The organism is Burkholderia sp. BCC0322 (assembly GCF_902833045.1).
Classification (GTDB): domain Bacteria; phylum Pseudomonadota; class Gammaproteobacteria; order Burkholderiales; family Burkholderiaceae; genus Burkholderia.
In genome coordinates this window covers 188,321-202,237 of record NZ_CADFDU010000009.1, presented here as the reverse complement: position 1 = coordinate 202,237, position 13,917 = coordinate 188,321, and the positions used below count along the sequence as shown (strand labels likewise).

The 13,917-nt window shown below is 66.0% G+C and carries 13 protein-coding genes; 12 read left to right on the top strand and 1 reads right to left on the bottom strand.

Going from position 1 to position 13,917, the window contains the following annotated elements; genetic code table 11:
* Window position 1 precedes the first annotated feature (1 nt).
* The 6 genes from HWX39_RS24320 (at window position 2) to HWX39_RS24295 (ending at window position 5,899) form a co-directional block, all read left to right on the top strand.
* Window positions 2-1,126: an ABC transporter permease gene (locus HWX39_RS24320; protein WP_175970338.1), complete on the top strand. Its 1,125-nt coding sequence runs from the start codon at window positions 2-4 to the stop codon at window positions 1,124-1,126.
* Window positions 1,127-1,309: 183 nt separating this feature from the next.
* A complete protein-coding gene (locus HWX39_RS24315) occupies window positions 1,310-1,498 on the top strand; it encodes a DUF2964 family protein (RefSeq protein WP_175970337.1) in 189 nt (62 codons plus the stop codon).
* 28 nt (window positions 1,499-1,526) lie between these two features.
* Window positions 1,527-2,663, top strand: a complete 1,137-nt coding sequence (locus tag HWX39_RS24310; RefSeq protein WP_175970336.1) for an ABC transporter permease — start codon at window positions 1,527-1,529, stop codon at window positions 2,661-2,663.
* Entirely contained in the window at window positions 2,660-3,364 is a 705-nt protein-coding gene (locus tag HWX39_RS24305; protein WP_175970415.1) for an ABC transporter ATP-binding protein, read from the top strand. The genes HWX39_RS24310 and HWX39_RS24305 overlap by 4 nt, the downstream gene beginning before the upstream one ends.
* Window positions 3,361-4,446 (top strand): biotin/lipoyl-binding protein, encoded by a 1,086-nt coding sequence (locus HWX39_RS24300; RefSeq protein WP_175970335.1) that lies wholly within the window; start codon window positions 3,361-3,363, stop codon window positions 4,444-4,446. Before HWX39_RS24305 ends, HWX39_RS24300 begins: the two co-directional genes overlap by 4 nt.
* Complete coding sequence (locus HWX39_RS24295; RefSeq protein WP_175970334.1) at window positions 4,424-5,899, top strand: efflux transporter outer membrane subunit; 1,476 nt, start codon at window positions 4,424-4,426, stop codon at window positions 5,897-5,899. Before HWX39_RS24300 ends, HWX39_RS24295 begins: the two co-directional genes overlap by 23 nt.
* 31 nt (window positions 5,900-5,930) lie before the next feature.
* Here the strand turns inward: HWX39_RS24295 and HWX39_RS24290 are convergent, their stop codons facing one another.
* On the bottom strand, window positions 5,931-6,386 hold the full coding sequence (locus HWX39_RS24290; protein WP_175970333.1) for a hypothetical protein: 456 nt from the start codon (window positions 6,384-6,386) through the stop codon (window positions 5,931-5,933).
* Window positions 6,387-6,664: 278 nt separating this feature from the next.
* On the opposite strand from HWX39_RS24290, the gene HWX39_RS24285 reads away from it, so the two are divergent.
* From HWX39_RS24285 to HWX39_RS24260, 6 genes are all read left to right on the top strand, one after another.
* A complete protein-coding gene (locus HWX39_RS24285; protein ID WP_175970332.1) occupies window positions 6,665-8,068 on the top strand; it encodes an MBL fold metallo-hydrolase in 1,404 nt (467 codons plus the stop codon).
* 285 nt (window positions 8,069-8,353) lie between these two features.
* Window positions 8,354-8,485, top strand: coding sequence for a K(+)-transporting ATPase subunit F (gene kdpF / locus HWX39_RS36855; protein ID WP_347879598.1), 132 nt, complete (start codon window positions 8,354-8,356; stop codon window positions 8,483-8,485).
* Window positions 8,482-10,290: a potassium-transporting ATPase subunit KdpA gene (kdpA, locus tag HWX39_RS24275; RefSeq protein WP_175970414.1), complete on the top strand. Its 1,809-nt coding sequence runs from the start codon at window positions 8,482-8,484 to the stop codon at window positions 10,288-10,290. Before kdpF ends, kdpA begins: the two co-directional genes overlap by 4 nt.
* 93 nt (window positions 10,291-10,383) lie before the next feature.
* Window positions 10,384-12,441 (top strand): potassium-transporting ATPase subunit KdpB, encoded by a 2,058-nt coding sequence (kdpB, locus tag HWX39_RS24270; protein ID WP_175970413.1) that lies wholly within the window; start codon window positions 10,384-10,386, stop codon window positions 12,439-12,441.
* A gap of 21 nt (window positions 12,442-12,462) precedes the next feature.
* A complete protein-coding gene (gene kdpC / locus HWX39_RS24265; protein WP_175970331.1) occupies window positions 12,463-13,044 on the top strand; it encodes a potassium-transporting ATPase subunit KdpC in 582 nt (193 codons plus the stop codon).
* Window positions 13,045-13,063: 19 nt separating this feature from the next.
* Entirely contained in the window at window positions 13,064-13,762 is a 699-nt protein-coding gene (locus tag HWX39_RS24260; RefSeq protein ID WP_175970330.1) for a response regulator, read from the top strand.
* The last annotated feature ends 155 nt before the right edge of the window (window positions 13,763-13,917 follow it).

The window sequence follows — 13,917 nt, the reverse complement described above, 5'->3', positions numbered from 1 at the left end:
CATGTCGCGCCTGCTCGTCATTTTCCGGCTCGGGGTCAAGGAGCTCTGGAGCCTCGCCCGCGACCCGATCCTGCTCGCGCTGATCGTCTACACGTTCAGCGCGTCGATCTACGTCGCCGCCACCGCGCGCCCCGAAACGCTGCACAAGGTGCCGATCGCGATCGTCGACGAAGACGCGTCGCCGCTATCCGCGCGCATCGCCGCGGCGTTCTTCCCGCCGCAGTTCGCGCCGCCCCCGATCGTCGGCGCGGCCGCGGCCGACCGCGGCCTCGACGACGGCGACTACACGTTCTCGCTCGACATTCCGCCGGATTTCCAGCGCGACGTGCTCGCCGGCCGCCCTGCGGCGATCCAGCTCAACGTCGACGCGACCCGCATGACGCAGGCGTTTACCGGCGGCGGCTACGTGCAGCAGATCGTGTCGGGCGAGATCGATGCGTTCGTGCGGCGCTATCGCGGCGCGCCGTTGCCGCCCGTCGATCTCGCGATGCGGATGCGTTTCAACCCGAATCTCGACGAAGTGTGGTTCGGCGCGCTGATGGAACTGATCAACAACGTGACGATGCTGTCGATGATCCTCACCGGGGCCGCGCTGATCCGCGAGCGCGAGCACGGCACGATCGAGCATCTGCTCGTGATGCCGGTGACGGCGGCGGAGATCATGCTCGCGAAGGTCTGGTCGATGGGGCTCGTCGTCACGGTGGCGGCCGTCGCATCGCTGACGCTCGTCGTGGGCGGGGCGCTGCACGTGCCGATTCCGGGCTCCATCCCGCTGTTCGTGGCCGGGATGGCGCTGCACCTGTTCGCGACGACGTCGATGGGCATCTTTCTCGCGACGCTCGTGCGCAGCATGCCGCAGTTCGGGATGCTGCTGGTGCTCGTGCTGCTGCCGCTGCAGTTGCTGTCGGGCGGGCTGACGCCGCGCGAGAGCATGCCGGTCGCCGTGCAGGACATCATGCTGGCCGCGCCGACCACGCATTTCGTCGAACTCGCGCAACGCATCCTGTACCGGGGCGCCGGCCTCGATGCGGTCTGGATCCAGTTCGCGGTGCTGTTCGCGATCGGTTGCGCGCTGTTCCTGCTGTCGCTGATGCGCTTTCGCAAGACGATTGCCCGGATGGCGTAACCGGCCCGGCAGGCGGCCGGATGCCCTCGCGGCGCCCGGATTCGTCCGTTGATACAGATCAACCGTGCCGGAACCCCGCACGCGATCATGACGCCACGACTTGCGCAAACCGTTGCGGCCACGATCGCGGCCACGCGGCATCGCGCTCACGGGCGGCCGGCGGCCGCCTCCCCGGAGAACGTCATGACGCACCTGCCCTACCGGATCGTTCTGGCCACGCTCGGCGTGTTCGTCGCACTCGCGTCGCTGCTGGGCGTCGTGCACGCGATGCTGGTCGGCATGCATGTGCTTCCGTACGCGATCGTCGCGCTGGTGTCGGGCCTCCTCGCCTTCGTCACGCAGCCGGATCCCGCCGCCTGCGAGCGTTCATGATGCGCTCGCACCCGATGCCTTCCCCATCATGAACGGCATCCTCCGCCTCGCATTCAAGCTGCTCGTGAACGACAGCGCGAAGTTCACCGCGCTCACCGTCGGCATCACGTTCTCGGTGCTGCTGATGATCGAGATGACGTCGCTGTTCGCCGGCATCCTGAACAAGTCGTCGGCGTCCGTGATCAACATCGGCGCGAAAGTGTGGGTGATGGACCCGGCCGTGCAGACGATCGCGAACAGCATCGGCATGCCCGACTACGTGCTCGATGCGGTGCGCAGCATCGACGGCGTCAAGTATGCGGTGCCGCTCTACTCCGGCGCCGCGCTCGTGAAGCTGCGCTCCGGCACCTACCAGGCCGTGACGGTCGTCGGCCTCGACGACGCAAGCCTGCTCGGCCGCCCGACGATGCTGCAGGGCCGGATCGAGGACATCTACGCGGAGAACGGCTTCATCGCGATCCAGGATCCGGAGTTTCCGAAGCTCGAGAATCCGTCGGTCGGCACCGATTTCGAATTGAACGACCACCGCGGCGTGATCGTCGGCATCGCGAAGGTCGCGGCCAGCGGCCTGTTCGGCACGCCGACGCTCTATACCACCTATGCCCGTGCGATCCAGTACATTCCGTCGCCGCGCTTCACCACGTCGTACATCCTCGTCGAGCCGAAGTCGGATGCGGACATCGCGCACATCAAGGCCGTCGTGACATCGCTCGGCTATCGCGCGTACACACGCGACGAATTCATCGCGCAGATCGCGCATTTCTACAAGTATCAGACCGGCCTCGGCACCAACATCCTGCTGATGACGATCATCAGCTTCATCATCGGCCTGTCGATTTCCGGCCAGACCTTCTATGCGTTCATCCTCGAGAACCTGGACAAATTCGGCGCGCTGAAGGCGATCGGCGCGAAAAGCCGTGAGCTCGTCGCGATGATCCTGTTCCAGGCGACGTTTACCGCGCTGACCGGCTACGGGCTCGGCGTTGGCCTGTGCGTGCTCCTGATCAGCCTCGCGAAGCTGCAGATTCCGGATTACGCCGCGCTCGTCACGTTCGGCAACCTGGCGCTCGCGTTCGGGATGGTGGTCGTGATCGCGGCGATCTCGAGCTATCTCGGCGTGCGGCGCGTGCTGCGCATCGAGCCGTTCGACATCTTCCGGGGCTGACGATGGCGAAGGTCGCGATCGACGCACACGGCGTCAGCAAATGGTTCGGCGAAGGCGACGCGCGCACGCAGGCGCTGCGCGACGTGTCGATGCAGGCGAACTTCGGCGAGATGCTGCTGATCGTCGGGCCGTCCGGCAGCGGCAAGACGACGCTGCTCAGCGTAATCTCGGGCATCCTGCGGCCGGAATCCGGCTCGGTATCGATCGACGGCGTCGACCTGTGGGCGCAGCCGAACGACGCGATCGCGGATTTCCGGCTGAACCGGATCGGCTTCGTCTTTCAGGATTACCACCTGTTTCCGCGGCTCACGACGGCCGAGAATGTCGCGATCCCGCTGATCCTGAAGCGCCGCCCGTGGGACGACGCGATCAAGGAGGCGCTCGGCTATCTCGAGGTCGTCGGGCTCGCGAACCGCGCGCACCTGCCGCCCGTCAAGCTGTCCGGCGGCGAGCAGCAGCGCGTGGCGATCGCGCGCGCGATCGTCAGCCAGCCCGACCTGCTGATCCTCGACGAGCCGACCGCGTCGCTCGACGGCGACACGGGCCGCATGATCATCGACTTCGTCAAGCACAAGGTGCTGAACGACACGCGCTGCATCGTGATCGTCACGCACGACGCGCGCATCTTCGAATACGCGGACCGCATCCTGCGGATGGAAGACGGCAGGCTGAACGGCATCGAGCGCGGAGGTGCGCGATGAAACACAGGTTCGTGTTCGCGGCGGCCGTGCTCGGCCTGCTCGCCAGCCTCGTCGCCGCCTGGCTCTACAGCCGCCAGGTGCCGCCGCAGCCGCCGGTGTTCAAGCCGGCCGCCAATCCGTATGCACGCGGCGTCTATGCGAACGGCATCGTCGAAAGCGAGCAGCCGGCCGGCGCGAACGTGAACGTCTACCCGGACGTGACGGGCGCGGTGACGCGCATCCTCGTGCACGACGGCGATCCGGTGAAGGCCGGCGATGCGCTGCTGACGATCGACGACTCGGTGCAGCGCGCCACCGCCGCACAGCTCGCGGCGCAGGCCGACGCCGCCGCCGCGCTGCTCGACGAGCTGAAGGCGCAGCCGCGCCGCGAGGTGCTCGACGTGGCGAGTGCGCAGGCGACGGCCGCGCAGGCCAGCCTGAAGCTCGCGCAGGATCAGTACGACAAGCAGCAGCACGCGTACGACATCGACCCGAAGGCCGTGAGCCGCGATGTGCTCGATACGGCCGCGAACTCGGTACGTGTCGCGGCGGCCAACCTCGATGTCGTGACGCGGCAATATCGCCTGACGAAAGCCGGCGCGTGGAGTTACGACGTACGCAACCAGGAAGCACAGGCCATCGCGCTGCGGCGTGCGGCCGACGCGGCCGCCGCGCTGCTCGCCCGCTACACGCTGCGCGCGCCGGCCGACGGCATCGTGCTCGCGATGAACGCGGCCGTCGGCTCCTACCTGACTTCGCAGGGGCTCTACGACACCTACACGCAGGGCAACGCGCCCGTCGCGGTGCTCGGCACGCCGGTCGACCGCCTGCAGGTGCGCTGCTACATCGACGAAATCCTGATCCACCAGCTACCCGACCTGCACGCGCTGAAGGCGCACATGTTCGTGCGCGGCACGTCGGTCGAGGCCGACCTCCAGTTCGTCCGCGTGCAGCCGTACGTGACGCCGAAGATCGAATTGTCCGACCAGCGCACCGAGCGCGTCGACGTGCGCGTGCTGCCGGTCATTTTCCGTATCGTCCCGAACAAGGCTGTCCGGCTGTTTCCCGGGCAGATCGTCGATGTGTACGTGGCCGGCAAGTAATCGCCGCGCCCGCCGGATGCCGCGCGCGGCGGCCGCGCTCGCGGCCGTCGCGTCGCTGGCCGGATGCATGGTCGGGCCCGACTTCACGCGTCCGCCCACCCCGCATGTATCGCGCTTCGTCGCGGCGGATGCCACGGCCGGCGCATGGACGGGCGGCGGACAGACACAGGCGCTGTCGGCGAGCGAGCCGCTCACGCGCGACTGGTGGACGCGCTTCGGCAGCCGTGCGATCGATTCGACCGTCGGCGAGGCGCTGACCGACAGCCCGACGCTCGATCTCGCCGAGGCGACGCTGCGGCGCAGCGAACACGCGCTGCGGGCAGGCGAGGGCATCTTCTTTCCGCAGGCCGATGCGCAGGCCGGCGCGTCGCGCCAGCGTGACGTGCCGCTGCGCACCGGGCAGGCCCTGCCGGCATCGATCTTCAACCTGTACACGCTGTCGGCGACGGTCAGCTACACGCTCGACCTGTGGGGCGGCGAGCGGCGCCAGGTCGAGGCGCTGGCGGCCGGTGTCGACGCGCAGCGCCAGGCGCTCGCGGGCGCGTACCTGATGCTGACCGCCAACGTCGTCAACACGATGATCGCGCGCGCCGCGTATCGGGACGAAGCCGCGGCCACGCGCGAAATGATCGGCCTGCTCGACGAGCAGATCCGCCTGACGCGCGCGCAGGTGACGGCAGGCGCGGCGCCCTACGTCGCCGTGCTCACGCTGGAATCGCAGCGGGCGTCGCTCGAGGCGACGCTGCCCGCGCTCGATCAGAAGCGCGCACAGGCCGACGACCTGCTCGCGCTGCTCGCGGGCCGCTACCCCGTCGACTGGCAGACGCCCGACCTGTCGCTCGAGCGCATCGCGCTGCCGGCAAGCCTGCCGGATACGGCGCCGTCGTCGCTGGTGCGCCGCCGGCCGGACATCCTGCAGGCGGAAGCGCAGCTGCACGTGGCCAGCGCGCAGGTCGGCGTCGCGACGGCCGCGCTTTATCCGAATCTCACGCTGTCCGCGTCGGGCAGTTTCGACAGCATCGTCGCCGGCCGGTTGTTCGCGCCGGCCGGTCGCGCATGGAGCGTCGGCGCCGGGCTCACCGCGCCGCTCTTTCACGGCGGCACGCTGGTGAACGAGCGGCGCGCGGCGCAGGATGCGTATGACGAAGCCGACGCGACCTACCGGCAAGTGGTGCTGTCAGCGTTCTCGCAGGTCGCCGATACGTTGCGCGCGCTCGCGAACGACGCCGCGGCGCTCGATGCACAGGCCCGCGCGATGGCCGCGGCCCGCGATGCGCTGACGCTTACGCAGGCCGGCTACGACGCAGGGATTACCGGCTATGTGCAGTTGCTGGTCGCCGACGTGCAATACCATCAGGCACGCCTGGCGTGGCTGCAGGCGGTCGCGCAGCGGCTGCAGGACACGGTCGCGTTCTACGTCGCGCTCGGCGGCGGCTGGGGTGACGCGGGCTGATACGCGGCGGTGCGGGTACGGGCGTCCGAAGTCAGCCCGTTTGCGTGTGCGTCACGACATCGGGCCGCTGCCACGGCGGCAGCTCGGCCCAGCCGAGCGGACCGTAGACGGTGCCGCCGGCAGCCTCGATCGTCTCGACGAATTCGGCGAGGGTCGCCCCCGCCGGCACGGCCAGCTTCATCGCGTCGACGAATTCCTCGCTGCGCAGCCACGGCACCGCGCCGTCATTGATCTGCTCGACGCTCCAATCGCGCCCATGCCGGCCGGATTCGGGCGGCAGCAGCCGCGGCGCGTCGAACGCCACGCGCAGCAGCTGCGCGCGCGAATCGCTGTAAGGCGGTTGCGCGACGTCCTGGTAGGGCACGTCGGCCCAGCTTTGGCCGCATTGCAGGTCGAGCGGCAGGCAGGTGAACCACGCCCAGGGTGCGCGGACGAAGCACAGCCGGTAGCCGGTCCGCGCGCCGTCCAGATTGGCGATCAGCGTCATGATGAATTCGTCCCGAAAGCGTCGTGATCCCGCTGCGCATTGCGTACGCGACGTGCGCGGAAAAGCGGGGGCACGACATCGCATTCGCGTACACGTTCACTATCATGCCACCGGCCGGCCCGGGCGTTGACCGACGTCAAGCCGGCACGGCAACGGCCGGAGCGCAAACCTCGCCCGACCGCGGCACCGATACGACAATCCCTGATTTCCATCAATCGCGTCACGCGCATCCGCGCTGTAATCGACTCACTGCTCCGTCCACTCCCGTGAGGCGATCCATGAAACTGACTTTTCTCGGCGCGACCGAAACCGTGACCGGATCGAAGTACCTGATCGAGCACGGCAACCGGCGCGTGCTGGTCGATTGCGGCCTGTTCCAGGGCACCAAGAACCTGCGGCTGCGCAACTGGAACCCGTTGCCGGTCGCGCCCGACACGCTCGACGCGGTCGTGCTCACGCACGCGCATATCGACCATACCGGCTATCTTCCGGTGCTGGCGCGCGAAGGGTTTCGCGGGCCGGTGTACTGCACGGCGGCCACGGCCGAACTCTGCGACATCATGCTGCGCGACAGCGCGCGGCTGCAGGAGGAAGAAGCCGAGTTCGCGAACCGCCACGGCTACTCGAAGCATCATCCGGCGCAGCCGCTCTACACGCTGGACGATGCGCAGCGCGCGCTGCACCTGCTGAAGCCCGTCGCGTTCGACGAATGCACGCCGCTCGGCGGCGGGCTGGCGTTCCGCCTGCTGCCGGCCGGGCACATTCTCGGCGCGGCGAGCGTCGTGATGCACTGGGATCACAAGGTGCTGGCCTTCTCGGGCGATCTCGGCCGCTATCACGACCCGATCATGCAGCCGCCGCTGGCGCCCGCGCATGCGGACTACCTGGTCGTCGAATCGACGTACGGCGACCGGCTGCATCCGGAATCGGACCCCGAGAACGAACTCGCCGCGCTGTTCGACAAGACCTTCGCGCGTGGCGGCGTCGTGGTGATGCCCTGCTTCACCGTCGGCCGCGCGCAGGAGATCCTGCACTACATCGCGCGCCTGAAGGCGTCGGGCCGGATGGCGCGCGTCCCGGTGTTCGTCGACAGCCCGATGGCCACCGACGTGACCGAGATCTATCGCCACCATATTCTCGAACACCGGCTGACGCCATCCGAGGCGAATGCGCTCGGCCACGCGGCCACGATGATCCGCTCGGTCGAGCAGTCGAAGGCGATCGCCGACCATCAGGGCCCGATGGTCATCATCGCCGGCAGCGGGATGGCGACAGGCGGCCGCGTGCTGCACCACCTGAGCCGCTACGCGCCCGATGCGCGCAACACGATCGCGCTGGTCGGCTACCAGGCGGCCGGCACGCGCGGCGCGGCGCTGGCCGCGCACGAGCCGACCCTGAAGATTCACGGCGAGTACGTGCGCGTGCGCGCGCAGGTCGAGTCGATCACGGCGCTCTCCGCGCATGCCGACTACGAGGAGATTCTCCGCTGGCTCGGCACGATGCAGCGTGCGCCCGTGCGCACCTTCGTCACGCACGGCGAGCCGGCCGCGGCCGATGCGATGCGGCGGCGCATCACGGAGCGGCTCCACTGGCCGTGCGAGGTGCCGGTGTACGCGCAGCGCGTCGATCTCGATGCGGTCGAATCCGGCGACACGCGCGAGCCGGCCGCGCTTTCGTCCTGACGGGGCTTCCTTGACTTCGCCGAACCTAACCGGGATAGACCGGACTGGGTGCAGAAATAGTTAGCCATCCGACGCAAAAGTATTATTTCAAATAATACGGGGGCGCGAGAAAGCCCCCCGCTTTTACGCGGCGTTTACACAGCCTCACACCGGTTTATCGGGAAATTTACGACGCGTTGAATACGCTGAAACGAGCAGGATTGCGCTTGGAGGAGTCGTTATGGATCTCGTCTACCTGATCGCCATTGTCGTGTTTGCCGGCTTGATCGCGGCGCTCGCCGTGGGATGCGACAAGCTGCGCCGCACATCGGGAGGCCGCCCATGATTGCCTGGATGATGTGGCTCGCGGGAGCGGCGACGGTCATTCTGTTCGCTTACCTCCTCTATGCGCTGCTGCGCGCGGAGCAACTCGAATGAACGTGAACAACTTGCTCCAGACCGGCCTGTATATCGTCGTATTGATCGCACTCGCGATTCCACTTGGCCGGCATATCGCGAACGTTCTGGACGGTTCGTCCGTTGTCGTGCGGCGTATCGGGCATCCGATCGAAACCTCGCTGTATCGGTTGGCCGGCGTCGACCCCAGTGCGGAGATGTCGTGGAAGCATTACGCGATCGCGGTGCTTGCCTTCAACGCGCTTGGCGTGGCGGTCGTCTATGGCGTGCTTCGCATCCAGCAGTGGCTGCCGGGCAATCCGCAATCGTTCGGCCCGATGACGCCCGACGGCGCATTCAATACGGCGGTCAGCTTCGTCACAAATACGAACTGGCAGGACTACACGCCTGAGCAGACGGTCAGCTATCTGACTCAGATGGCCGCGCTGACTGTGCAGAACTTTTTCTCCGCGGCGACGGGCATTGCGGTCGTGTTCGCCTTGATTCGCGGGTTTGCCCGGCACACCTCGAAGACTGTCGGCAATTTCTGGGTCGACCTCACGCGCATCACGCTGTATGTTCTGACGCCATGTGCGTTCATCGTCGCGTTGTTGCTCGTGAGTCAGGGGGCGATCCAGAATTTCTCGGCCTATACCGACGTTCCGACGCTTCAGGTCACGCACTACCAGGCTCCGAAGACGGATGCGCAAGGCAACCCGATCAAGGACGCGAAGGGCAACCCGGTAATGGCCGACTTCACGGCCGACAAGCAGACGCTTGCGATGGGGCCGGTTGCGTCGCAGGAAGCGATCAAGATGCTGGGTACGAACGGCGGCGGGTTCTTCAACGCGAACTCGGCGCATCCCTACGAAAACCCGACTCCGTTCGCCAACTTCGTGCAAATGATTGCGATGCTGGTCATCCCGGCCTCACTTTGCGTCGTGTTCGGACGAACCGTCGGGGATCGGCGTCAAGGCTACGCGATACTCGCCGCGATGACCATCGCGTTCGCGATTGCGTGCTGGGGCGAGATCTCCGCCGAGCAGGCGGGCAATCCCGTCCTGAGTACGTTGCATGTCGATCAGCAGGCTTCCGCGCTTCAGGACGGCGGCAACATGGAAGGCAAGGAGACGCGGTTCGGTATCGCACAGTCGGGGATCTTCACTGTCGCAACGACGTCAGCTTCGTGCGGCGCAGTCAACAACATGCACGATTCACTGACGCCGCTCGGCGGGTTCGTGCCGCTGCTGTTGATCCAGCTCGGCGAAGTCATCTATGGCGGTGTCGGTTCCGGACTGTACGGCATGCTGATCTTTGCGCTGCTCGCGGTGTTCGTTGCCGGTCTGATGATCGGGCGGACGCCCGAATACATCGGCAAGAAGATCGAATCCTACGAGATGAAGATGGTGTCGATCGCGGTGCTGCTGACGCCGTTGCTTGTGCTGGTCGGTGCGTCGATCGCCGTATTGTCCGCAGCGGGTGTGGCGGGGATCGCCAATCCCGGGCCGCATGGCTTTTCCGAGATTCTTTATGCGTACAGTTCGGCGGCCAACAACAACGGCAGCGCGTTCGCGGGCCTGTCCGTCAATACGCCTTTCTATAACGTGACGCTCGCCGTCGTGATGTGGTTCGGCCGCCTTGGCACGATCGTTCCGGTCCTGGCGATCGCGGGCTCGCTTGCGGAGAAGAAGCGCATCGCGGTCACGGCAGGCACGCTCCCGACTCATGGACCCTTGTTCGTGATCCTGCTGCTCGGCACGGTGATACTCGTTGGTGCGCTCACGTATGTGCCTGCATTGGCGCTCGGGCCCGTCGTCGAGCATCTGATGATGATCGCGGGGCACTGACGTTCGAATGACGAGGTCCGTATGACTATCGATACCCAACAGCCAACGCATCAGAAAGACAACCTCGGCCACGCGCGGCTCGCCGCGCGGTCGATGTTCGATCTGGCGATTGTTCGGCCTGCGCTGGTGGATTCATTTCGCAAGCTGGCGCCACGCACGCAGCTGCGCAATCCGGTGATGTTCTCCGTGTATGTCGGCAGCATCCTGACAACCGTCTTGTGGATCGCCGCGTTGCGAGGCGAAGCTGAGGCACCAGCGGGCTTCATCCTCGCGGTCGCACTCTGGCTGTGGTTCACGGTGCTGTTCGCGAACTTTGCCGAGGCGCTCGCGGAAGGACGCTCGAAGGCGCAGGCGGCATCGCTGCGCGCGGCACGTCATGATGTGATGGCGAAGAAACTGGAGGGACCTCATCCCAAATCGCCGGTCCGCATCATGGCGGCGAGCGATCTTCGCAGGGACGACGTCGTGCTTGTCGAGACCGGGGACACGATCCCTGCCGACGGCGAGGTGATCGAAGGCGTCGCGTCGGTCGACGAGTCGGCAATCACCGGCGAGTCCGCACCGGTGATCCGTGAGTCCGGCGGCGACTTCTCGTCGGTGACGGGCGGCACGCGTGTGCTGTCCGACTGGATCGTTGTCCGGGTGACGGCGAACCCGGGCGAGGCGTTCCTCGATCGGATGATCGCAATGGTCGAAGGCGCGAAACGCCAGAAGACGCCGAACGAGATCGCGCTGACGATCCTGCTCGTCGCGCTGACGATCGTGCTGTTGCTGGCGACTGCCACGCTGCTGCCATTCTCGATCTTCTCTGTTGCAGCGGTAAAGGCCGGGCACGCAGTCACCATTACCGCGCTCGTCGCGCTGCTCGTGTGCCTGATCCCGACGACGATCGGCGGCCTCCTGTCCGCGATCGGCGTGGCCGGGATGAGCCGGATGATGCAGGCGAACGTGATCGCGACGTCGGGCCGTGCGGTGGAAGCCGCCGGCGACGTCGACGTGCTGCTGCTCGACAAGACCGGCACGATCACGCTGGGCAATCGCCAGGCGGCTGCCTTCTTTCCGGTGATGAACGTGACCGAGGAGACGCTGGCCGATGCAGCACAACTGGCGTCGCTCTCCGACGAGACGCCGGAAGGCCGCAGCATCGTCATTCTGGCGAAACAGAGATTCAACATTCGCCAGCGCGACATGACCGCTCTGCACCCGGTCTTTTTATCGTTCAGTGCACAGACCCGCATGAGCGGGGTCGATCTGCCGGATCGGGAAATTCGCAAGGGTGCGGCCGATGCGATCAAACACTACGTCGAGGGGCGCGGGGGGCGTTTTCCTGCCGACGTCGACCAGATCGTCGCGGATATTGCGCGGCGCGGCAGCACGCCGCTCGTGGTGGCGGAGTTGCACGACGGCTTCGCGCGTGCGCTCGGGGCGATCGAACTGAAGGACATCGTGAAAGGCGGCATCAAGGAGCGCTTCGCGGAGCTGCGCAAGATGGGCATCAAGACCGTGATGGTGACGGGCGACAACCGGCTGACGGCCGCGGCGATCGCGGCGGAAGCGGGGGTCGACGATTTCCTCGCGGAAGCGACGCCGGAAACCAAGCTCGCGACGATCCGCGAACACCAGGCCGCTGGCCGCCTCGTCGCGATGACAGGCGACGGCACCAACGACGCGCCGGCGCTCGCGCAGGCCGACGTGGCGGTCGCGATGAACACCGGCACGCAGGCCGCGAAGGAAGCCGGCAACATGGTCGATCTCGATTCGAATCCGACCAAGCTGATCGAGGTGGTCGAGATCGGCAAGCAGATGCTGATGACGCGTGGCTCGCTGACGACGTTCTCGATCGCGAACGACGTCGCCAAGTACTTCGCAATCATTCCGGCGGCATTTGCAACCACCTATCCGCAACTGCGCGTGCTGGACGTGATGCGGCTGACGTCGCCGTCGTCCGCCATTCTGTCGGCGGTGATTTTCAACGCGTTGATCATCGTGGCGCTGATCCCGCTCGCGCTCAAGGGCGTCAAATACCGGCCACTCGGGGCGGCATCGCTGCTGCGTCGAAACCTGTTGATCTATGGGCTGGGCGGCATTGCGCTGCCGTTCCCGTTCATCAAGCTGATCGACATGATCCTGACCGCGTGCGGATGGGCTTGAAGGATTGAAGAGGCATACATCATGCAAACAGTCATTCGACCGGTAATCGTGTTGTTCGCGCTGCTGACCGTGGTGACGGGCGGCATTTATCCACTCGTGGTGACCGCCATCGGCCAGGCCGTGTTTCCGTGGCAGGCGAACGGCAGTCTGTTGACGAAGAACGGCAAGACCGTCGGCTCTGCGCACATCGGCCAGCAATTCGATGCGGCGCACTACTTTTGGGGGCGCCTCTCCGCGACCACGCCGAATCCCTATAATGCGTCCGGTTCGAGCGGTTCGAATCTCGGGCCGACCAACCCCGCACTGGCCGACGAGGTCAAAGGTCGAATCGACGCCCTCAAGGCCGCAGGAACCGACACGACGAAGCCGCTCCCGGTCGATCTGGTGACGTCTTCGGGTAGCGGCCTCGATCCGGACATCACGCCGGCCGCCGCCGCTTATCAGGCGGAACGGGTCGCGAAGGCGCGCGGCCTGCCGGTCGATCAGATCTACCGGTTGATCGCCGAACACACGTCAGGACGCCAGCTTGCGGTGCTGGGAGAGCCGCGGGTCAATGTGCTGCAGTTGAATCTCGCGCTTGACGAGTTGAAGCCGATGCGTTGAACCGTCGATATGCCCGGACATGAACGAACCCCGCGTAACCGGCATCGTGATCGACAACGACGCCGGTATCCGGCACTTCGTCCGTGTGGCGCTCGAAGCGGACGGAGGATCTGTTTTTCCGGCGGATGCCGGTGCAAGCGGGCTCGCGGAGATCGAGCGGCGACACCCGGATTTCGTGATCGCCGATATCGACGTGCCCGATATGGACGGTCTGGAACTGATTCGGGAAATTCGCCGATCGTCGTCTGCCTTGCTGATCATCTTGTCGTCGAGGAATCGAGAGACGGACAAAGTTGCCGCGCTCGATGCCGGTGCGGACGACTATTTGACCAAACCGTTTGGCGCCCCTGAACTCGTTGCTCGAATTCACGCCCACCTTCGGCGGCAGGCAACGGGTTCGCTCCCGTCGCATGGCATCGTTTGTTTCAGTGGCGTGGAAGTCGACCTTGGCAAGCGCACGGTCTTGCGTGAAGGCCAGCCGGTTCACCTGAGCCGAACGGAGTATCGCCTCCTTGCGTTACTGGCCCAGTATCCGGGACGGGTGCTGACACACGAGCAGTTGCTGGCGGAGATATGGGGATCCTCACGCACGACGAATCACCATTATCTCCGCGTGTATGTCGGACATCTTCGACAAAAGCTCGAGCGCGATCCGGCTCATCCCAGGCACATCGTGACCGACACATGGGGCTATCGTCTGGACATACCCGTGTGCTAGCGACGCCGCTTGCCGGCGAGCCTGCGTTGCCCTCTTCGACACGCCGGATCGCAATGGCGTGCGTGTGAACGTCAAACGCTCTTCCCGCGATCGTCACGGGGGCGCCGTCGCCCGATCGCGCGCGGAGCCCGGGGACCGACACGATCCGGCGAAAG

What these genes read in the sequence shown, in the direction of transcription:
- HWX39_RS24285 (WP_175970332.1), top strand. Translation starts at nt 6,665, where the DNA reads ATGAAACTGACTTTTCTCGGCGCGACCGAAACCGTGACCGGATCGAAG.
- HWX39_RS24290 (WP_175970333.1), bottom strand. Translation starts at nt 6,386, where the DNA reads ATGACGCTGATCGCCAATCTGGACGGCGCGCGGACCGGCTACCGGCTG.
- HWX39_RS24260 (WP_175970330.1), top strand. Translation starts at nt 13,064, where the DNA reads ATGAACGAACCCCGCGTAACCGGCATCGTGATCGACAACGACGCCGGT.
- kdpF (WP_347879598.1), top strand. Translation starts at nt 8,354, where the DNA reads ATGCGACAAGCTGCGCCGCACATCGGGAGGCCGCCCATGATTGCCTGG.
- HWX39_RS24295 (WP_175970334.1), top strand. Translation starts at nt 4,424, where the DNA reads ATGTGTACGTGGCCGGCAAGTAATCGCCGCGCCCGCCGGATGCCGCGC.
- kdpA (WP_175970414.1), top strand. Translation starts at nt 8,482, where the DNA reads ATGAACGTGAACAACTTGCTCCAGACCGGCCTGTATATCGTCGTATTG.
- kdpB (WP_175970413.1), top strand. Translation starts at nt 10,384, where the DNA reads ATGTTCGATCTGGCGATTGTTCGGCCTGCGCTGGTGGATTCATTTCGC.
- HWX39_RS24310 (WP_175970336.1), top strand. Translation starts at nt 1,527, where the DNA reads ATGAACGGCATCCTCCGCCTCGCATTCAAGCTGCTCGTGAACGACAGC.
- HWX39_RS24315 (WP_175970337.1), top strand. Translation starts at nt 1,310, where the DNA reads ATGACGCACCTGCCCTACCGGATCGTTCTGGCCACGCTCGGCGTGTTC.
- HWX39_RS24300 (WP_175970335.1), top strand. Translation starts at nt 3,361, where the DNA reads ATGAAACACAGGTTCGTGTTCGCGGCGGCCGTGCTCGGCCTGCTCGCC.
- HWX39_RS24320 (WP_175970338.1), top strand. Translation starts at nt 2, where the DNA reads ATGTCGCGCCTGCTCGTCATTTTCCGGCTCGGGGTCAAGGAGCTCTGG.
- kdpC (WP_175970331.1), top strand. Translation starts at nt 12,463, where the DNA reads ATGCAAACAGTCATTCGACCGGTAATCGTGTTGTTCGCGCTGCTGACC.